The sequence below is a fragment of the Paraburkholderia sp. DHOC27 genome (genome assembly GCF_003429005.1).
Taxonomy (GTDB): Bacteria; Pseudomonadota; Gammaproteobacteria; order Burkholderiales; family Burkholderiaceae; genus Paraburkholderia.
In genome coordinates this window covers 1040174-1059585 of the sequence record NZ_QVQV01000001.1, presented here as the reverse complement: position 1 = coordinate 1059585, position 19412 = coordinate 1040174, and the positions used below count along the sequence as shown (strand labels likewise).

Here is a 19412-nt window from a genome sequence, read left to right as displayed (position 1 = left end):
GACACGGGCTGGCTCTACGACCGACGATTGCCCGTGGGTTGAACGCGTCTCCAGCGAATTGCTTTAAATGCCATTGAAGGAAGCAAGGTCCGGACGCACGCCGTCAAACGCTAATTGCAGCAAACGGCGCACCGCGTCATAGGAAAGCGGCCGCGGGTTCCAGTACGGCGACCGCATGGCCATCTCAGCCGCGTGGTCGAGCTGGTCTGCCTTGAGGCCAAGTGTCTCGAGCGAAGCAGGTGCCCCAAGTTGCCGACCAAGTTCGTGCAGACAGGTAGCCGGATCCGCGACGCCTAACGCACGACCAAGCCGCTGCAACGCTTCGGGTGCCGAGGGCAGATTGAATGCCATCGCATACGGCAGGATCACGGCATGCGTTTCGGCGTGGGGCAGATTGAACGAGCCGCCCAGCGTATGGCACAGCTTGTGATGAAGGGCCATGCCCACGCCGCCAAGTACGGTTCCGCACAGCCACGCGCCGTACTGAGCGGTCTCGCGCGCGGCGAGATCGTCAGGACGCGCGCAAACGAGCGGCAGCGCGCGGGCCAGACTGCCAATGCCCTCTTCGGCGAACATCGACATCACCGGATTGGCGTCCTGTGCGTAGAGCCCCTCTGCTGCGTGTGCAATCGCATTCAGACCGCTGGTTGCGGTCAATCCGGCGGGCAGCGTGAGTGTGAGGCTCGCATCGTAGATCACGGTGCGCGGCAACACGCGATAGCTTTTGCCCGTCTTTTTTTCGTTGCCCGCCGTCATGCCGTAGATCGGTGTGACCTCGGACCCCGCATACGTGGTCGGAACCGCGACGATAGGCAACGACGTTTCGAGCGCAATCGCCTTCGCGAGTCCGAGTGTCGAGCCGCCACCCGCTGCGATCAGGCCATCGGCATCGGCCTCGCGAGCGGCGTCCACGCCGGCCTGCGCGGTGGCCACCGGTACGTGCATCACCGCGCCGTCGAATACACCGACGCAACGCTCGCCAGCCAGTTTGCGAACACGGTCGGCAAGGAAGCGCTGCTCGGGGGTCGACAACACGAGTGCGCGGCGAATGCCCAGTTCGTCGAGTTCTTCGCCGAGACGCTCCAGCGAACCTGCGCCAAATACGATGCGCGCCGGACGGCTGTTGTAGGTGAACGGTTTCATGTTGCGCGATTCAGAACGAAGTCGAATTCGAGCGTGCTGAACGGTGTCTGCATCTGCGTTCCATCCGGCGCCATGCCTGCTTCGTGCCGTAGCCACTTTGCGACGAGCGAAGAACGCACACCGAATACGGCATCCGAGTCCAGGTACGGATCGCCGTCGCGAAACACGTGCGTCACGAGCCTCTCGTAGCCCGGCGCCGTGATCATGAAATGCAGATGTGCTGGCCGCCACGGATGGCGGCCGAGCGCCGTGAGCATTTTCCCCACCGGCCCGTCGTGCGGAATCGGATAGGGCTCGGCAACGATCGAACGAAAGTGAAAGCGCCCATCAGCGAGGCTCTGCAGGACGCCCCGCGCGCGATGCGCGTCATCGCCGGCATGCTGCACGTCATAGAAGCCGTCGGCGTCGGCCTGCCACACTTCGATGCGCGCACCGCCCACTGCTTCTCCGTCCGGCCCCTTGACCGAGCCCGCGACGAAACAGGGCTCGCCATGCGCGCCGTTCGCTACGTCGTCGCCGTTTTGATAGGCCGGTGCGTCCTCGACGAAGAACGGGCCGAATACGGTCGCTTCCGTGCAACCCGGCGGCTTGCGGTTCGCCATTGCGGTGACGAGCATCGACAGCCCCAGCGTGTCGGACAGCAGGATGAACTCCTGGCGCTTGTCATCGGTGATGTGACCGATGTCGGTCAGGAAACGGATACCCTGCTCCCATTCGGCTTCGGTCAGGTTCACCTCGCGTGCGAAGGCATGCAGATGGCGCACGAGACTGGTGACAATCGTCTTGAGCCGTTTGTCGGGCGCATGTTCATGGCGCGCCAGAACCGCTTCGGTAATCGTGTGTTCGTCGAGATTTCGCATACCCGTCGTTTCGTTTCGTCTGGGATTCGCAGGGTTTATCGGTCGTTTATCCGTCGTCTATGGCTTGTTACCGGTTATCGACCCGCTTCAGGAATGGCCGGATATCCACCGTGCGCCAGATGCCGGCTTCGTTGAACGGGTCCGCCTTGTTGAAACTCATCACATCGGCGATATCGTCGGCTTCATAGAGAAAGAAACTACCGATCATCGTTTGCTGATCGCTGGCCAGCAGCGGACCGGACATCACCATCTTCAACGGCGAAGTCGCGAGATACGCCTTGTGGGCCTCGTAATGCTCGAGCCGGCGTTCGACCATGTTGTCGTGATCCAGGCAATACACAGTGAAATGCATGATGGTTCCAGAAAAAAAACGTAAGGTGAAAATGCAGTCAACTTTCGATGCCCGAGGCGGCTTCCACCGCGCGCACGATCGAGAAGAAATCGAGTTCCGCGCCGTCGCCGCTCGCATAGTGCTCGAATTGCTGCTGGACGAGTGCAGCGGCGGCCATTGGCACACCTGCATCGCGGCCAGCCTCGACCACGAGCGACATATCCTTCAACATCTGCTTCGATGAAAATGCCGGCGAGAAGTCCCGCTGCTTGAGCGGCTCGAGTTTGTATTTGACGAGCGGCGAAGCGGCCACGCTATCGCCGATCACCGTCAGCATCTCGACCCAGTCGAGCCCGCCCTTTTTTCCGAGGGTCAACGCTTCAGCCAGCAGCACGGCGGTTGAACCGACCAGATGATTGATAGCGAGCTTCAGATAGCGCGCCTGCTGATCCGCTCCAACGTAGTACTGGCGCGCGGAAAGCGCCGCGAAAACCGGCTGGGCTCGTTGAAACGCGGCCTCGGGGCCGGAAGCGAATACGGTCAGTTGCGCCTTTTCGGCCAGCACCGTGCTGCCGGAAACCGGCGCGGCGATGAAGTCGATATGACGTTCACGGGCGGCATCACGTACGGTGGAAGAAACCGCCGGCGAGACCGTGCTCATGTCCACGTATACGGCACCGTTGCGCGCATTGGCGATGACGCCTTGCGGGCCCAGCGCGACCTTCTGGAGTACGGCATCGTCCGGGATGATCGAAAAGATCAGCTCGGTGGCCGCGGCGAGGCTGGCGATATCCGAGGACGCCCGCGCGCCCTGTTGCACCAGCGCTTCGACGTGACGCGGATCGACGTCGTACACCGTCACGTCGAAAGCCGCCTTGAGCAGATTCGAAACAATCGGGGTGCCCATCTTGCCGAGGCCTATCCAGCCGATCGTGGGCTTGTCTTGCGTGTTATTCGTGTGCTGCGTGCCTGTATCAGTCATGCAAGTCTCCGGGTCCTTTAACGCATCTGCGGATTGATGAGGATTTTCATCTTGTCGCTGCCTTTGTCGCTCAACACGTCGAAGCCCTTTGCGACAACATCGTCGGCATCGATCAGATCGTGAATGAGCTTCTCCACCGGAAATTTCCCGTTGGCGATCATGCCGATGATGCGCGGCCAGATCGTGACCGGATAGCACCATGTGCCTTCAATGCGAATGTCCTTCAGCGACCACTTCATGGGATCGACACTCGCGCTGCCCACATGCAGACCGGCCTGAACGACTGCGCCTGCGGACCGCACCGCATCCACGCAGGCATTGAGCGCGTGCTGATTCCCTGCACACTCAATAGCAACATCCACGCCCACTCCTTCGGTCAGATCGCGGATCTTTTGCGGCAACTCTCCATCCGTTGGATCGAAGATCTCGCTCGCCACGCCGAATCCGGCCATTTTCGCGGCGCGCGCAGGGTTCGGATCGCTCACGAAGATTTTCGTCGCGCCCGCCGCATGACAGGCCAGCGCGGCGAGCACACCGATCGGGCCGGCACCCGTGATAAGCACCGTCGAGCCTACCGTGACACCGCCGCGGTCCACGGCATAGAGCGCCACCGCAGCCGGCTCGATCAGCGCGCCCTGCTTGTCGCTGACGGTGTCGGGCAGCCTGTTCGCGTGATAGTCGTTGAGCACCGTATATTCGGCCATGCCGCCGCCGTCCCAACTCAACCCCACGCAGCCCATCTTCGAGCAAAGGTGTCGCATGCCGCGTGCGCAGTAATAGCATTGACCGCAGGAGGCGAGCGGCATCACCGAAATGCGGTCGCCGGCCTGGACGTTCTTGACGTCCTTGCCCACCTCGATCACTTCCGCGCTGAATTCGTGCCCCAGCACTTGCGGCGCTTTTGCGCCGGTGAGCGCGTGCGGTTCGGTCGGCACGACAATCGGTCCGGCCTGGTATTCGTGCAGATCGGTTCCGCAGATGCCGCACCACATTGGCTTGACGATCATCTGGTTGGCGCCCATTCCGCTCGGATCGGGCACATTCTCGACGCGAATATCGTGAGCACAATGGAAACGAACAGCTCTCATGGATTGACTCCTTGTTTACAGGGCCGATTCAGCGAAGCCGGCGGGTCACATAGCACGCCGACGCCCCAATGATGATGACGCCCTTGACGATGATCTGAGCCTGCACCGGCATGCCGATCAGCAACACGATGTTGAAAACGATGACGAGAATCGCCGCGCCTGCCAGGCCGCCGGGTAACGAGCCGCGTCCACCGGACAGCGCAAGTCCGCCCATCACCGCAGCGACGATCGAATCGAGTTCGAAACCGCGGCCCACCCAGTTATCGACGATCCCCACATAGCCAGACAGCGCGAGACCGGCGAGGCCCGCGAGCAACGCGCTGATCACGTAGCAGACAATGCGCACGAAATCGGGGCTCACACCGACCAGCCGGGCCGACTCGGCATTGCCGCCCACCATGTAGACGCGTCGGCCGAAAGTCGAAAATTGCAGCAGTACGCCAAAGACGACCGCGCACACCGCCAGCATCAGCACGCTCACCGGCACCCCGCCAAGCGAACCGGTGCCCATGACGTGAAAGAGCGGTGGCACGTTGCCCGAGGGCGAACCCTGCGTGTAGGCGAAGCGAATGCCCTGCAGCACCACGGCGGTGGCGAACGTGGCAAGGAACGGCGAAACCTGACGCTTCGTCACGAGCAGGCCGTTCAACAACCCGGCGCAGATGCACATGACCAGCGTCGCACCGAAGATCGCCGGTGCCGAGGCATCCGTGCCATCGAAGGCGGTGGCGATGACTGCAGCCGTTGCCATCACCGAGGCCACTGAGAGATCGAGCCCACCCACCAGAATCACGAACACCTGGCCGATGACGACGATACCGAGTGGCGCGAACTGCACCAGCATGTTCACGACGTTGTCGATGCGCAGGAACGTCGGCGACAACACGCCCGACACCGCGACGAGCAGCACGAGGAACAGGAAGATGCCGTAGCGTCTGAGGAGGTCCGTCGAGAGCATGCGTGCAATGGGCGGGCGGCGTTTCGATACGACTGAGTTCATGCCGTCCCCCGCTTGCGTTGCAGATTCACCGACACCGCCGCGATGATCGCCGCGCCCTGAATGACCAATTGATAGTGTGAAGGGATGCCCGCGAAGTTGATCAGATTGTTCAGCAGGCTCAGCAGATAAACGCCGATCAACGTGCCGATCACCCCGCCCCGGCCACCGCTAAGCACCGTCCCGCCCACGACAACCGGCGTGATCGAGGCAAGCGTGTAATTCGCACCGAGATACGGCTGCCCGGAGCCGAACTGCGCGGCCAGATAGATACCCGTCAGCCCCGCGCAGAGCGCCGAGAAAACATAGACGAACAGGATCACGCGGGCGCGCGGAATGCCCGTGAGGGTTGCCGCATGTTCGTCGTCGCCGACCATGTACACGTAGCGTCCGAGTCTGAAATGACGCATGAAAAACGACACGGCGAAGTAAAGCAGCACGACCAGCGTCGCCGTGATGGGAACACCCGCATAACGGCCATACGCGAGTGAATCGAAACCGTCGGGCACGTTACCGGCCGGCCCGGTGGAGTAGTAGAGAATCGCGCCTTGCAGCACGGCGCCCATGCCCAAGGTCACGATCAGCGGATGAACGCGCAGCCAGAGCACCAGCAAGCCATTCGCGAAGCCCACGGCGCACGACAGCACGATAACGGCGGCGATCGCTGTACCCCAGCCGCCGTATGGATTGTCGGCAAGGCCAGAAGTCAGCGTGGCGGTTACGCTAATCAGCGAACCGACCGACAGGTCGATGCCACCCGTGAGAATGGTGAGGGTTTGTCCAAGCGCAACGATGGCGAGACCGGTTGCCTGTTGATGCACGTTGAGCAGATTCGGTAACGTCGCAAACCGGTCGCTCACGAAGGCGCCTGCAATCAGCAGGACGAGCAGCAGCGCGCCTACCACGTAGGCCGCACCATTCGGCGCGATGTGATGCCTGAACAGATTACCGCTGGTGCTGTTCGCGTTGCCGGTGCTGGTGTTAGTGGGCGAAAGCATGTTCGCCTCCTTGTGCCGGGGACTGGGACTGCGCGCCCGTCGCCAGCCGCATGATGTCGTGCTCGGTCATCTGGTCACCGTCGACCTCACCGGCAATGCGTCCTTCGCGCATCACGAGCACACGATCCGACATGCCGATCACTTCCTGTAGTTCGGAACTGATCATCAGGATGCCAAGACCGCGTGCCGTCAGTTGCCGCATTACCCGATAGATTTCCGCTTTCGCGCCGACATCCACGCCGCGCGTGGGTTCATCGAGAATCAGCACGCTGTTGCACACGCGCACCCAACGGCTGATCAAAACTTTCTGCTGATTGCCGCCCGAAAGCGTGGCCACGCTGCCGCCGGGCCGTGCACCGGCGATGCCATACTCCTTGATCGCGCTCGCACCCGCATCACGCTCGGCACCGGCACGCAACAGGCCGAAGCGCGAAACGCGCTGGAGCGTCGTTGCGGTCACGTTTTGCGCAACGTTCAGATACATCAGCAGACCTTGTGATTTGCGATCTTCGGTGACGAAACCCAGTCCGAGCCGGATCGCAGCATTCGGTGTCATGCGCTTGCGGCGCGCGCCGCGCACTTCCACCGTGCCGCGCTCCGCGCGCATCGCGCCGAAGATGCCCGACGCCAGCTCCGTGCGCCCCGAGCCCACCATGCCCGCCAGCCCGACGATCTCGCCGGCCCGAACTGTCAGCGAGGCATCGAACACACGGTTGCCGACCTGCAATCCTTCTACCGCGAGCAGCGTGGGCACATCGTTCGAAAGCCGTGCCTTGGGCGGATAGATCTCGCTCATTTCGCGCCCCACCATCATGCGTACGAGCCCCTCGCGGGTCGTCTCGCTGACCGCTTGCGTACCCACCTTGCGGCCGTCTTTCATCACCGTCACGCGATCGCAAAGCGCGAAAATCTCTTCGAGCCGGTGCGAGATGTAGATGATCGCCACGCCTTTGTCGCGCAGCAGACGCACCCGCTCGAACAACAATTGCACTTCCTTGCCGGCGATCACGGCGGTTGGTTCATCGAGCACGAGCACGCGGGTCTCCGCGGCCATCGCTTTCGCGATCTCGACCATTTGCTGATCCGCGACGGACAGATTGCCTACCCGTTCGCGTGGATCGAGTTGGACGCCGAGTTCGGAAAGCAAGGTCTGCGCGCGGCGGTTCATCTCGCGATGGTCCACCGTGCCGAGACGGGAGCGCGGCTCGGCACCGGCAAAGATGTTTTCGGCCACGCTCGATTGCGGAAACAGCACCAGCTCCTGATAGATCACGTGAATACCGCGCCGCTTCGCATCCGCCGCCGACTTCCATTGCACAGGCTGCCCGTCGAAGCGAATCTCGCCTTCGTCGGGCAGATAGGCGCCCGCCATGACCTTCATGAGCGTGGATTTGCCCGCACCGTTTTCGCCGACGAGCGCATGGATTTCCCCCGCGCGCACGCCAAACGAGACCGCATCGAGACTCTTGACGCCCGGAAAGCGTTTGGTCACCTGCAGTACTTCGATCAGGTCTCCTACTGTTTTTTCATGTGCGGCAGAAGTGACGGTTGGCTGGCCGCTCATTTTTCCCCCGGCAGCTTGACCTTGAACGTGGACGGGTTGTAACCCGGTCCCATGCCACCGTCGATGAGTTCATCCGGCGGTCCCTTGGCATCCACGATCTGGTCGATGTACTGGTCGGGATGCGGCACCGACGCCGTTTCGTCGCCACGGGTCAACGCAATCTGCGGGCTGATCTCGTAGATCTTGGGCAGCGGTTCGCCATTCAGCACTTTCAATGCGACGTCGATCGAGGTGCTTCCCATCGAAGGCGGGTAGCCGATTTCGAGCATCGGAATCTTGTACTGCAAGGCGAGTTGTAGCGGACCATTCAGATCGGCGGTGGTGTGCGGCGGAATTTCGCCAGCCTTGAAGCCCGCCGCGAGGAACGCGTCAATGGAGCCCGCAACCGGCAGACCGTGCGCACACCACACGGCGTTAATGTTGTGGCCATACTTCGCAATCATCGCCTGCATCTGCTGCTTGGCCTTCACGGGGCTCCAGTCCGAGTACACCGTGTCGAGCACCTTGATACCCGGATACTGCGAGAACACTTCGTGCGCAGCGGCTTCACGATCGGCGCTCACGCTCGATCCTGCCTGGCCGGCCAGCATGATGACGTTGCCCTTGCCATGCAGTTTCTCGACGATCCATTGCGCCCACACGCGGCCCATCATCGCATCCGATCCCGTCACGAAGGACACGAAGTTATCCGATGAAATGCGCCGGTCCACCATGACTACGGGGATACCCTGCTTCATCGCGCGCGTCACGACGGGATCGAGCGCCTTCTGGGTGTTCGCGCTGACGATCAGCAAATCGACGCCGCGTGAAATCAGATCCTGAATGTCCGCAGCCTGCTTCGCATCGTCCATGTTGCCGTTGGTGATGATGAGCTGCTTGATCACATCGGCGTGCTCGGACGCGGCCTTCTCCAGCGAATGCTGCATCACAACACGCCAGCTATCGCCGAGGCCCGCGTTGGCGAAGCCGATCACGTACGGTGGCTTCTTTTTGAATTTGGCCGTGTCCGAGAACGGAATCTGCACGGCCGGATTGAACAGGAAGGTGCGCGGCGCGCCGGTGTAATCGGCATGCGCACTGAGCGCCGGAAGAAATAGTGCAACTGCGAGCGCAACTGCGGCCGTCGGAACGCTCGCACGTGTGAAGTGAATCAAGCGACGCATGTATGTCTCCGTGAATGTTTTTGGTCGTCGCCAGGTTTTGGCATCGCGGCGCGGCATGAGCGCCTGCTGCACGTGCAGCAATACGCTGGTTCGGAGCGCGATCTATAATCAGGCGCTGCCGCCGCAAAACAATGAACACCTGGCCGACGGCGCAAATGTGGCATGAATAGGACGGTGCATCTAGCAACTGCCATTACTAGTAATGGCAGTAATAGGGAGAGTTCTCGGAGACGCGGAATGGAAAAGCAGCAACGGTTGAACGAACTGGCTGATTTTTTGCGGACGCGCCGCGCGCGGCTGCGGCCTGAAGACATCGACTTCCCGGCAGGCAATCGCAGGAAGACGCCCGGTCTACGGCGCGAAGAAGTGGCCGAACGCGCCGGCATCAGCGTCACCTGGTATGCGTGGCTGGAACAGGGTCGCGAGGTCAACGTGTCGTTCAAGACGATTGAGAGCCTGGCGAATGCACTCAAGCTCTCGACGCATGAACGCACGCATCTGTTCGAACTCGCCAATCATTACACGCCGCCGGGACCGTATCCCATCGCCCAGAACGTGACTGACACCGTGCGTCGCATGCTCGATCAACTGGGCAACATGCCTGCGTACGTGGTGGACGGTAACTGGAACTACGTCACGTGGAACGACGCGGCCGTGAAGGTGTTTACCGATTTTCGCAAGATGCCCGCGGGGCGTTGCAATCTGCTGTGGTTCACCTTTCAGCAGGAAGGCGCGCGTTCGCTGTTTCATGGTTGGGACGCCTACGCAAAATGCGTACTCGCGCAGTTTCGCGGCGACTACATCCTGCGTCCGTCCGGCGAAGTGTTTCTCCGGGACCTGGTTGAAGAATTGACCGACACCGACGCGGATTTCTGCCGCTGGTGGGCGGAGCATGAAGTGCTCAAACGCAGCGACTGGCGCAAGGTGATTCAGCATCCGGTGGCCGGTGTGCTGGAACTCGATGCGCTATCGCTCGAAGTGCCCGATGCGCCTGGGATGAGGATCATGATCTACACGCCGGCGCCGTCAACGGACACGGCGCAGCGTATCGAAGCCCTGATGAAGAGTTCGCGCACGGCGGAAAAGCCATTCGAAGCGGCCACGGTGCTCGACACGTTTCGCAAGCCTCGCGTGTCGGCTGGCAGGAAGGGGTGATGGCGAGCGGAGTACCGGAGACCAGGCGTCGAACATGTGCGCGACATTCATACGCGAGAGGCACGAATGATTCGACCGATACTCCGCACAGCCACGACCATGCTTGCTCTCGCCGCACTCCCCTGTGCGCTGAATGCGGCGGAAGCTGACAAGGATCCCGCCAGCGCCATTCGCTCTGCCTTGACCCAGTGGCGGGACGATTTCAATGCGCGACGCGCAGCCCATATCTGCGACCTGTTCGCGCCCGAGCTTCGCTACGACTTCTATGGCGCACCCGAGCGGACCTACCCGATGCTCTGTGCGCGTCTTCATCGTGCGCTAGCCGACACGACGCAATCGCTACGTTACGACCTCAAGATCAAGGAGATCATCGTCTCCGGGAAGCTCGCCATCGTGCGCCTGACGTGGATATCGACCACTACCCTGAATGGCAAGCAGCAATCGAATGATGAGACCGGGCTCGATGTATTCGGCCGTCAGCCCGATGGTAGCTGGAAGATCATTCGTTATATCGCCTATCCCGCGCAGGAGTGAGGCGGCGGCGTGGGGGCGCCTCACATCCAACCGGCTTTCCTGAAGCGCCAGAAAAGAAACAGGTCGATCGTGACCATCACCGCAATGACGGCGGGATAGCCGAACTGCCAATGCAATTCGGGAATCTCCTGGAAATTCATTCCATAGATGCCGGCAATCATGGTCGGCACGGCGAACAGAGCCGCGAACGAGCCCAGTCGTTTGGTTACTTCGCTTTCCGCCAGCGAAATCATCCCGAGGTTGACCTGAACCGCGGTCACGACCATTTCGCGACGCGCCTCGGTGATTCGCACGATCCGGTCAAGATGATCGAACAGGTCACGAAAGTAGGCCTGCATCCCGGCGCATACTTTTGGCACGCGTCCGCCTGTCAGTTTGCCGACGCCCTCATGAAACGGTTGAACGTGATGCTGGAATAGCACCAGCCGGCGCTTGAGCGAGTACATGCTTTCAATGATGGCGCGCGATGCTGCAAGGCTTTGCTTCTGGAAAATGCGCTCTTCGATCTCATCGATTTCGGTGCCGAGTGCTTCCAGTACCGGGAAATAGCAATCTACGACGTGATCGGCCAGCGCGTAGAGCACGAACGCCGAGCCATCCTTGAGTCTGTCCGGTTCGCGCTCACAACGCGCGCGCACCTCACGAAAACCCTGATCGGTCCGGCGGCGTACCGACAGCACATAGTTCGGGCCAACGAACACACTGATCTCACCCGCGAGTAGTTCGCGGTCGTCCTCTATGGTCAGCGGATGCATCACCGCAAACAGCGACTCTCCATACTCTTCGATCTTTGGAGGCTGGTGGCCAATCCGCACCCCCTCGACAGCCAGTTCGTGCAGCCCGAACTGCTGCTGCATCGCGTCGAGTTCCTCAACCTCGGGATCCTTTAGCGCGACCCAAACGAAACATCCAGGCTTCGCCAGGTATTCACTAATCGAAGCCACTTCGATATCGGCGAGTTTCCGGCCGTCATGATACGCAGCGCAATTGATCAGCATGGTCCAATACACCTCGGCGACGACCTGCGACAAAGCTGGGAATTCCGCGCACTGCCGCGCGGTCGATCTGTCGTTGATGTGTGGCAGTTCATGCTAACGGCCCTCTTCCAGGCAGGAATGATCTGGCAACGCGATAAGTGACAAAGGACAGTCGAGCCAAAGCGCGGCTGTCCTTTGTGCATTGAGGATGGAACCCTTGCTGCTGCGTTCCTAGAATACTTCCGGAACCATCATCGCCGCAGGCACGGGGTGGCGAATGTATTCCGCGTTGTGAACACGCGCAGGAAACTCGACCGCCGGGTGCTCGATCTCGGTATAGGGAACCTGGCTTAGCAAATGTGTGATGCAGTTCAGTCGTGCGCGCTTTTTGTCGACGGCATGTACGACCCACCACGGCGCTTCCGGAATATGTGAGCGCTCCAGCATGACTTCCTTCACGTGGGTGTATTGCTCCCAGCGGCGCCGGCTTTCCAGATCCATCGGACTCAGCTTCCATTGCTTCAGCGGGTCTTGAATCCGCGCCTGGAAGCGCATTTCCTGTTCGTCGTCCGTAATAGAGAACCAGTACTTGATCACCTGGATGCCGCTGCGAACCAGCATGCGCTCGAACTCAGGGACCGAACGAAAAAACTCCTCGTACTGCTCATCGGTGCAGAAACCCATGACCCGTTCTACGCCCGCGCGGTTGTACCAACTGCGATCGAACAGTACGATCTCGCCGGCCGCGGGCAAATGCTGCACATAGCGCTGAAAATACCATTGGGTCCGTTCCCGGTCATTGGGCGCGGGAAGCGCGGTGACCCGACATACGCGCGGATTCAGACGCTGTGTGATTCGCTTGATTACACCGCCCTTTCCCGCCGCATCGCGTCCCTCAAAGATCACGACCATCCGGTGACCCGTGTGCTGAACCCAGTCCTGCAGTTTTACCAGTTCACCCTGCAACCGGAAAAGCTCACGAAAATAGTGTTTCCTCGACACGCGTGCGTCGTCATCCGGTGTTGCAATACCGTCCTGGCGACGATCGTCCACCTCCAGTTCAAGCTCTTCGTCGTACGCATCGATGAGATCTGCCTGGAAGCGACGCTGCCGCTCCTCGAGCGATTCGGTGTCAAGGGTATTCTGGGTCTCGGCCATTGCGATTCTCCTGAGCAACGCGGGGGTTGCGCGCGCCCCTCGTGGCCGCGTCGCCGGGACAATCATCCGACTGCAAGATGGCATTCAGATTACTCAGACGAATAACTCGAAGAATTTGAACCCAGCGAACGAGGTGAGCAAGGGCACCGCTGCGTTTGCTAACCAGGGCGTTCGATACGGCCACGCCCAACGTCCAACGCGCCCGTTTAGCGATGACTTACTTGTGCAGCACGTTTGGATGGCGAATCGCGTCCTTGACCCGTTGCGTCCAGCCATCCCGCGAAACGAGCGGCGGTTCGTGCATCACGTGTGCGTCGTAGCCTGGCCGGCTTCCGGTAATGTCGACATTTTCAGCGGCGACATCGCCATCCACAGCAAATCGCACGCGTAATACAGCGGCGAGCGCCCTGCCGTAGGCGTCATTGTTAGCGCCGCCACCCATTATCGCCACCAGTGCCCTCGCAAATCCCGATGCGTCACGCGGCGCCGAACTGCCGGACGAACTGCTCTGCGAAAACTCTCGCTGGATATCGTCCTTTAAGGCAGCGAGGGCTTTTGCCACTTTTTCGAATGCCGTGGCGGGCGCTTCAACTTGACTACGACGGGCGGAGGCAGAAAGCGTCGGCACGCTGGAAAGCACATTTCTGTTGTTCTTTAGATGTGCTGCGAGTGTATTGATGTAGGCAACTTCGACTGCGGAGATGTTAGTGCTGCGCTCGCAGCAGGCGTAAGCGCGCGAGGCACCCTGCATTGCCGAAGCAAACCAGGCGAAATCATGGAAGTGTAGACGTCTCGCCGCGCAATCGAGCGTGCCGTCTGGCGGCAATCCAAGCTCATGCGCCACCGCAAGCGCCGTCTTCATCACGAGTAGAAGAAGCTCACTCCACTCGTCCTTACGGTACGACTCCATCGGACTATCAGTCATGGCAGTCCTCGCGTAGACCTGTCATCAGGCAGTCATACTACGCGAAGCGAGCGTCCGATTCTATTGTGCGGAGCAGGTTACACAACATGCGGCAACACGCCACCGTTTGCCACTTCGTTTAATGCCTGATTCGCCCACCCGGCTTCCAACTCGGCTTCGGCAGAATCACGGATGGTTGTTTGAGACTGCTGTTCGAGCATTCTGGAAAGTTTTTCGTCGGTAACGGCAGGGCTATACAGAAAGCCTTGGCCCTCGATGCAATCGTGCGCAATCAAAAACTGCCGATGAACGTCGAGTTCGACACCCTCGGCGAGCACATCGAACTTCAACGCTTTGGCGATCCCTATTACTGCCAGCGTAAGCGCTTCGAACTCCTCATCGCTACCAATGTCCCGAACGAACGCGCGGTCTATCTTGATGCGGTCAACGCTAAAGCGCTTCAGATAGCTAAGGCTGGAATAGCCGGTGCCAAAATCATCGATGGCGATCGTCACACCCAGAGTACGCAACTCGCGAAGTGTGCGCGCGATCTCGTCGGCGTTCCGCATCAACGCCCCTTCCGTTACCTCGAGTTCAAGACTACTGGCCGGCAACTGAGCGTCGCGCAAGGCTGCCTTCACGACCGACACCAGGTCCGAGCGCTCCAACTGTAGCGGCGATACATTCACCGAAATCCGGATTGGCGGCAGGCCCTGGTCGAGCCAGGCTTTGGCCTGGCTACAGGCAGTTCGGAGCACCCATTCGCCGATTACCTGGATCAAGCCGCTCTCTTCTGCAACCGGAATAAACGCCGCGGGAGAGACGACGCCCAGATCCGGGTCGTTCCAGCGCAGCAGCGCTTCCGCGCCGAAGATGCGGCCTGTCGTCATGTCGACTTGAGGTTGATACGCCAGTTGGAGCATCTCGGATTTGACTGCGCGCCTCAATCGTGTCGAAAGTTGCAGTCTCTCGGCAGCCGCGACATTGAGCTCCGCGTGATAGAACTTGTAGCCGTTACGGCCATGCGCCTTGGCAAGATACATCGCCGCATCGGCGTTTCGTATCAGCGTATCGGCATCCAGGCCGTCCTGAGGATACGTGCTGACACCAATGCTTGCCTCCACGTACAGTTCCTGGACCCCCATCTGGAACGGTTCAGACATCGCCGCGACAATCCGGTCGAGCATGGGAACCAGTTGCTCCGTGTTCGCGTGTTCGGCGACGATGATGAATTCGTCGCCTCCGTATCGGGCGACGAGGTCAGTCGTGCGTACGAGTTGCTGCAGCCGTTTCGCGACGCGCGCAAGCAGTGCATCGCCGACACGATGACCCAGTGAATCGTTGACCTCCTTGAAGCGATCGAGGTCGAGGAAAAGTACTGAGACCTGGCCGCCAGACTCGAACGCACGCGAAATGGTTTGCGCCAGTCGCTCATCGAGCAGCGTGCGGTTGGGTAGTTGCGTCAGTGAATCGTAGCGTGCCTGATGCTCCAGACGCTGCTGGTATTCAACGAGCGCGGAGACATCGCTCATCACGCCAATATGATGCGTGACCTTACCTTCGTCATCACGCACGGGTGCCACCAGAATGTTGTTCCAGAAACGTTCCCCGCCCTTTCTCGTACAAAGCAACGTGGCATTTGCTTCCGAATTGTCCGCCAGTGCCCGCCTCACCACGCTCCATTTCTCGGGCTCCCCGTTCAGGCAAAAGAGCGCTTCGCAATCGGCATTCAATACCTCGGCCAGCGCATAGCCGGTGATGCGTTCAAATGCGCTGTTGGCAAACATGATGACGTGCTGACTACCACGCACTTCTGCGATGATGATGCCATTGATGCTGGCTTCCAGTGCCCTGCTCTGCAGTCGTAGCGCGACCTCGGCGTGTCGGCGCGCGCTGATGTTTTCATACGCTCTAAGCACGCCGATCACTGCGCCGCTCTGATCTGCCAACGGAAGCTTGGTTTCTGAAATCCAGACTTCCGAACCATCCACGGCGGTCACCTTGCGTTCCAGATGCTTCCACGTTCGCGTGCCTGCCATGACACCAACGTCTTCGAACCTGACTTCGTCGGGATCATCTCCCCATTTGAGGTCGTAGTCGCTCAGCCCGATCAACGCCTGTTTGGACGCCAGACCCGCGTCCCTCGCGTAGATTGCATTGCCACCCACATAACGATGGCTTGCGTCTTTCCAGGCGATGCCTTGCGGAACGTGATCAAGGACGTATTCCAGCGTCTGCTTCGATTTGAATAGTTCAGCCCGGGCGATCGTCATGAGCGTCACGTCCACCATCACCGACAGGGTCACCCGATGACCTGCATCCTCAAGGCTCAGATGATAGACGTCCATCGAGAGGCGCTTGCCGAGTCTGGTCTGATAGAGCCAGACACCGAGTGGATGCGTTACCTCGCTGCCACCCTCCCGATGCTGTTTCCTCGCCGCGTTGAATCGAACATGTTCATCCGGTGAATGGACGTCGCTCAACGACATGCTGAGCAATTCCGCTTCCGAATAGCCGAACGTGGTTTGCGCTGCGCGGTTCGCTGCGATGATGGACAACGAAGCGTCATCAACAAGGCAGATTGGCAAAGGATGCTCATCGAAAAATCTTTGATATTTCGCTCTTGCACGGTCGGCCTGCTGAAGTGCCGCTCGCAATTTGTGTGCAGTCCGGGAATTACGAAAAATCAGCACGAGCAACATGATCGCGGCAGTTAGCGCGCAAATGAGCAGTGCGGCGGAAACGGACTTTGCATCCTTTGATGATCGACTAACGGTTGTGTCGGTAGTCGCGTCCGCCTGCATCCTCACCTCGAGTACATGCTCGAGGACACTATAAAAATACGCATCGATTTCGCTAAATCCCGCGTCGCCCAGGCTCACTGTATTGGGATGCTCGGTCGCGCGCCTGTACAGCGCATCGCTTCGGCTGCCAAGGAGGCGGATCATCCCGTCGAGGTCATCCAGTTCCGATAAGCACACTGTCCTTCGATTGCACGCGTCTCGCGCGTCACGGGTCAGCGCAAATAACGCCTGAAGGGGAAAGACGTACGACGCGCGCTTATAGAAGGCCTTCGTGCCAATGAGCGTGTAGAGTTCGCCGTTCTCGTCGAGCAACGTCTGCTGAAGATTGTCGAGGTCCTGCTTCAGTCTGCTGGATGCCTGGAGCGCGCGCAGCGCGTTGTTCTGCTCATACGTCTGGCGAACAGCAAGAATCGTATTTCCCGCGATGGCCGCCAGGATGAGTAAGGCGGCCAGAATGGACCCGGCTGCTCTGCGAATACTGCGTGATGGTTCGGCGTTCAGCGTCTTCGAGTTGTTTTTCGGCTTAAGAATGCGCGGGCGATTGAAAGGCTGTTTCGACATAGACCACCCTAATTTTTCCCTTCCGTAGGGAATCCGTCAGAAATCATTCCAGCAAGCGCATCCACCGCACGCATGCGAACGGAAGTCGTTCTGAATTACGGCATGTGGGCAGGGTTATTTAGTGAAGGTTTTGTGACTGGGGAAGGTGGCCAGGGCGATCGTTCCCCCAACAGAGGGATTCCGCCACTTTGTCTCTCCCTCCATACTCGTGCTCCACTTTTGAAAGTACGGCAGAAGGCGGGATGAACGTCATCAGCCCGGCACAACTTCTGTTTTTCATGTCACCGATTAACCACCTCGCCCGGAGTGCGTCATGGGAAAGAAAGTCGCAGAGATCGTCGTCGAAGTGCTGGAACAGGCCGGCGTAGAACGCTGCTATGGCATCGTTGGCGATACGATGAACCTCATCGCAGAGAATCTCGACAAGAGTTCGATCTCCTGGGTTCATGTACGTCATGAAGAGGCAGGCGCTTTCGCTGCCAGCGCAGAAGCGCTCTTGACCGGCAAACTGACGGCCTGCGCGGGTAGCTGCGGCCCGGGTAGCCTGCATTTCATCAATGGACTCTACGAAGCGAATCGCAACCGCTCGCCCATCGTATTGATCGCGACTCAGGTTGCCATGACGGAGATGGGCTTTGAATTCATTCAGGAGGTCGACTTCAAGTCGGTTTTCAAGGAATGCTCAGTATTCTGCGACATGATTTTGACGCCGGAACAGGCGCGCAAGAAAACCGTCATGGCATGTCAGGCAGCACTGGCAAAGCGCGGAGTAGCGGTGCTGATCGTTCCCGTGGATATCTCGCATGGCGAGGTCCGCGAAGACTATCCGTATCAGGTTCAGCACAGTAGGCCAACCATTCGTCCCAATGACGAAGAAATCGGGCGAATCGCCGACATCCTGAATGCGGGCAACAGGATCGCAATTTATGCTGGCTCTGGCTGCGAAGGTGCGCTGGAAGAAATCAAGGCCGTGGCTGGGCGATTAAACGCACCGATGGCACATACAACGCGCGCAAAGAGCTTCCTCGAGCACGACAATCCCTACAACATCGGGATGACTGGCATTCTCGGCAACGAAGCGGGATACCACGCGCTACTCGACTGCGACACGCTGTTGCTGCTCGGGGCCGATTTTGCATGGAGGCAGTTCTATCCTGACAACGCAAACATCGTTCAGATCGACATCGACCCGACTCACCTTGGACGTCGCCATCACGTCACGATGGGCGCGGTGGGTGATATCAAGCCGACCCTGCAGGCGCTTTTGCCTCATCTCGAGCCCAAAACCGACGCCACGTTTCTCAACACCTACACAGAGCGATATAGGCACGTCATGGCTTCGTGGATGGAGCAACTCGTGCCAGGGCACGACGACACGATCCCCGGCTCGTATCTGACGTCGGTGATCGACCGCTATGCAGATGCCGACGCGCTGATCGCCGGAGACGATGGCACACCCATTGTGTGGGCGCATAAGGTCATGTCCACGAATGGCAAGCGTCGCATTTTTGGCAGCCTTCTTCACGGCACGATGGCAACAGCGCTCTCAAGCGCGATGGGACTCAAGAAGGCAGCGCCGCAACGGCAGGTCATTGCGTTATGCGGCGATGGCGGACTGGCGATGCTGTTCGGCGAACTCCTCACGACGATTCAGGAAGACGTGCCGATCAAGATCGTGGTGTACGACAATAGCAAACTGGGATTCGTCGAGATCGAGCAAAAGTCCGAAGGCATGCTCGACACTTTCACTCATCTCAAGAACCCTGATTTCGGCAAGGTTGCCGAGGCAATCGGCCTCTGGGGGCGGACGGTGAAAGTCGCTTCCGAACTCGACGACGCGGTTCAGGAATGGCTCGCGCAACCAGGACCGGCATTGCTCAATGTGCTGGTCAATCCGCTTGAACTGGTCAAGCCACCTTTCGTGGAGATGAAACCCGTGGTCGGTATGGCGCTGTACTCCGCACGTGCAATCCTCCACGGCCGCGGTGCAGATGTTCTCGAGATGTTGCGCGAAAACTTCTGAGTCGACTCCGCCATTCTCGCTGGCAAGCGACCAGTTTGATCAGCGTCACTTGCCTGCCGGGGCGGCGCCTCGTCCCCGGCGCGAAGGACGCACGTATTCTTCAGCATAAAGGCATCAATATTTTGAAGCGTGAAATCCAGGTGATGTTTTCGTAACGAAAGCGCGTGTCG

The 19412-nt window shown here is 59.7% G+C and carries 17 protein-coding genes; 4 read left to right on the top strand and 13 right to left on the bottom strand.

Going from position 1 to position 19412, the window contains the following annotated elements; translation table 11 throughout:
- Positions 1-63 precede the first annotated feature (63 nt).
- The 9 genes from D0B32_RS04610 to D0B32_RS04570 all read right to left on the bottom strand — a co-directional run bounded on the left by D0B32_RS04610 (position 64) and on the right by D0B32_RS04570 (position 9126).
- Positions 64-1143 carry a maleylacetate reductase gene (locus D0B32_RS04610; RefSeq protein ID WP_117332470.1) on the bottom strand — a complete coding sequence of 360 codons (1080 nt, stop codon included), beginning with the start codon at positions 1141-1143 and terminating at the stop codon, positions 64-66.
- On the bottom strand, positions 1140-2003 hold the full coding sequence (locus D0B32_RS04605; RefSeq protein WP_117332469.1) for an intradiol ring-cleavage dioxygenase: 864 nt from the start codon (positions 2001-2003) through the stop codon (positions 1140-1142). Before D0B32_RS04605 ends, D0B32_RS04610 begins: the two co-directional genes overlap by 4 nt.
- Before the next feature lie 67 nt (positions 2004-2070).
- Positions 2071-2355, bottom strand: a complete 285-nt coding sequence (locus D0B32_RS04600; RefSeq protein WP_117332468.1) for a YciI family protein — start codon at positions 2353-2355, stop codon at positions 2071-2073.
- Between the two features lie 37 nt (positions 2356-2392).
- Entirely contained in the window at positions 2393-3316 is a 924-nt protein-coding gene (locus D0B32_RS04595) for an NAD(P)-dependent oxidoreductase (RefSeq protein WP_117332467.1), read from the bottom strand.
- Between the two features lie 17 nt (positions 3317-3333).
- Complete coding sequence (locus D0B32_RS04590) at positions 3334-4404, bottom strand: 2,3-butanediol dehydrogenase (RefSeq protein ID WP_117332466.1); 1071 nt, start codon at positions 4402-4404, stop codon at positions 3334-3336.
- 28 nt (positions 4405-4432) lie between these two features.
- Positions 4433-5404: an ABC transporter permease gene (locus D0B32_RS04585; RefSeq protein ID WP_117332465.1), complete on the bottom strand. Its 972-nt coding sequence runs from the start codon at positions 5402-5404 to the stop codon at positions 4433-4435.
- Positions 5401-6399 carry an ABC transporter permease gene (locus tag D0B32_RS04580; protein ID WP_117332464.1) on the bottom strand — a complete coding sequence of 333 codons (999 nt, stop codon included), beginning with the start codon at positions 6397-6399 and terminating at the stop codon, positions 5401-5403. The genes D0B32_RS04585 and D0B32_RS04580 overlap by 4 nt, the downstream gene beginning before the upstream one ends.
- Positions 6383-7963: a sugar ABC transporter ATP-binding protein gene (locus tag D0B32_RS04575; protein ID WP_117332463.1), complete on the bottom strand. Its 1581-nt coding sequence runs from the start codon at positions 7961-7963 to the stop codon at positions 6383-6385. Before D0B32_RS04575 ends, D0B32_RS04580 begins: the two co-directional genes overlap by 17 nt.
- The gene (locus tag D0B32_RS04570; protein ID WP_117332462.1) at positions 7960-9126 is read right to left on the bottom strand and encodes an ABC transporter substrate-binding protein; all 1167 of its coding nucleotides are present in this window, start codon (positions 9124-9126) and stop codon (positions 7960-7962) included. Before D0B32_RS04570 ends, D0B32_RS04575 begins: the two co-directional genes overlap by 4 nt.
- On the opposite strand from D0B32_RS04570, the gene D0B32_RS32450 reads away from it, so the two are divergent.
- The 3 genes from D0B32_RS32450 (at position 9125) to D0B32_RS04560 (ending at position 10815) form a co-directional block, all read left to right on the top strand.
- Positions 9125-9292: a hypothetical protein gene (locus D0B32_RS32450; protein WP_181969709.1), complete on the top strand. Its 168-nt coding sequence runs from the start codon at positions 9125-9127 to the stop codon at positions 9290-9292. The genes D0B32_RS04570 and D0B32_RS32450 overlap by 2 nt on opposite strands.
- 71 nt (positions 9293-9363) lie before the next feature.
- Complete coding sequence (locus D0B32_RS04565; protein WP_117332461.1) at positions 9364-10281, top strand: helix-turn-helix transcriptional regulator; 918 nt, start codon at positions 9364-9366, stop codon at positions 10279-10281.
- A gap of 66 nt (positions 10282-10347) precedes the next feature.
- Entirely contained in the window at positions 10348-10815 is a 468-nt protein-coding gene (locus D0B32_RS04560; RefSeq protein WP_117332460.1) for a DUF4440 domain-containing protein, read from the top strand.
- 20 nt (positions 10816-10835) lie between these two features.
- Here D0B32_RS04560 and D0B32_RS04555 read toward each other — a convergent pair whose 3' ends face one another.
- From D0B32_RS04555 to D0B32_RS04540, 4 genes are all read right to left on the bottom strand, one after another.
- Positions 10836-11813 (bottom strand): magnesium and cobalt transport protein CorA, encoded by a 978-nt coding sequence (locus D0B32_RS04555; RefSeq protein WP_117333457.1) that lies wholly within the window; start codon positions 11811-11813, stop codon positions 10836-10838.
- Between the two features lie 210 nt (positions 11814-12023).
- A complete protein-coding gene (ppk2, locus tag D0B32_RS04550; RefSeq protein ID WP_117332459.1) occupies positions 12024-12950 on the bottom strand; it encodes a polyphosphate kinase 2 in 927 nt (308 codons plus the stop codon).
- Positions 12951-13167: 217 nt separating this feature from the next.
- Positions 13168-13875 carry a hypothetical protein gene (locus D0B32_RS04545; RefSeq protein WP_117332458.1) on the bottom strand — a complete coding sequence of 236 codons (708 nt, stop codon included), beginning with the start codon at positions 13873-13875 and terminating at the stop codon, positions 13168-13170.
- 77 nt (positions 13876-13952) lie between these two features.
- On the bottom strand, positions 13953-17219 hold the full coding sequence (locus D0B32_RS04540) for a bifunctional diguanylate cyclase/phosphodiesterase (protein ID WP_117332457.1): 3267 nt from the start codon (positions 17217-17219) through the stop codon (positions 13953-13955).
- A 313-nt stretch (positions 17220-17532) separates the two neighbouring features.
- Between D0B32_RS04540 and D0B32_RS04535 the strand changes: the two genes are divergently transcribed.
- Positions 17533-19242, top strand: coding sequence for a thiamine pyrophosphate-dependent enzyme (locus tag D0B32_RS04535; protein ID WP_117332456.1), 1710 nt, complete (start codon positions 17533-17535; stop codon positions 19240-19242).
- Positions 19243-19412: the final 170 nt, after the last annotated feature.

Excerpts from the sequence above, each read along its gene's own strand:
- D0B32_RS04575 (WP_117332463.1), bottom strand. The coding sequence starts at position 7,963 with ATGAGCGGCCAGCCAACCGTCACTTCTGCCGCACATGAAAAAACAGTA.
- D0B32_RS04560 (WP_117332460.1), top strand. The coding sequence starts at position 10,348 with ATGATTCGACCGATACTCCGCACAGCCACGACCATGCTTGCTCTCGCC.
- D0B32_RS04595 (WP_117332467.1), bottom strand. The coding sequence starts at position 3,316 with ATGACTGATACAGGCACGCAGCACACGAATAACACGCAAGACAAGCCC.
- ppk2 (WP_117332459.1), bottom strand. The coding sequence starts at position 12,950 with ATGGCCGAGACCCAGAATACCCTTGACACCGAATCGCTCGAGGAGCGG.
- D0B32_RS04535 (WP_117332456.1), top strand. The coding sequence starts at position 17,533 with ATGGGAAAGAAAGTCGCAGAGATCGTCGTCGAAGTGCTGGAACAGGCC.
- D0B32_RS04540 (WP_117332457.1), bottom strand. The coding sequence starts at position 17,219 with ATGTCGAAACAGCCTTTCAATCGCCCGCGCATTCTTAAGCCGAAAAAC.
- D0B32_RS32450 (WP_181969709.1), top strand. The coding sequence starts at position 9,125 with ATGTATGTCTCCGTGAATGTTTTTGGTCGTCGCCAGGTTTTGGCATCG.
- D0B32_RS04585 (WP_117332465.1), bottom strand. The coding sequence starts at position 5,404 with ATGAACTCAGTCGTATCGAAACGCCGCCCGCCCATTGCACGCATGCTC.
- D0B32_RS04565 (WP_117332461.1), top strand. The coding sequence starts at position 9,364 with ATGGAAAAGCAGCAACGGTTGAACGAACTGGCTGATTTTTTGCGGACG.
- D0B32_RS04545 (WP_117332458.1), bottom strand. The coding sequence starts at position 13,875 with ATGACTGATAGTCCGATGGAGTCGTACCGTAAGGACGAGTGGAGTGAG.
- D0B32_RS04600 (WP_117332468.1), bottom strand. The coding sequence starts at position 2,355 with ATGCATTTCACTGTGTATTGCCTGGATCACGACAACATGGTCGAACGC.
- D0B32_RS04580 (WP_117332464.1), bottom strand. The coding sequence starts at position 6,399 with ATGCTTTCGCCCACTAACACCAGCACCGGCAACGCGAACAGCACCAGC.
- D0B32_RS04570 (WP_117332462.1), bottom strand. The coding sequence starts at position 9,126 with ATGCGTCGCTTGATTCACTTCACACGTGCGAGCGTTCCGACGGCCGCA.
- D0B32_RS04610 (WP_117332470.1), bottom strand. The coding sequence starts at position 1,143 with ATGAAACCGTTCACCTACAACAGCCGTCCGGCGCGCATCGTATTTGGC.
- D0B32_RS04555 (WP_117333457.1), bottom strand. The coding sequence starts at position 11,813 with ATGCTGATCAATTGCGCTGCGTATCATGACGGCCGGAAACTCGCCGAT.
- D0B32_RS04605 (WP_117332469.1), bottom strand. The coding sequence starts at position 2,003 with ATGCGAAATCTCGACGAACACACGATTACCGAAGCGGTTCTGGCGCGC.
- D0B32_RS04590 (WP_117332466.1), bottom strand. The coding sequence starts at position 4,404 with ATGAGAGCTGTTCGTTTCCATTGTGCTCACGATATTCGCGTCGAGAAT.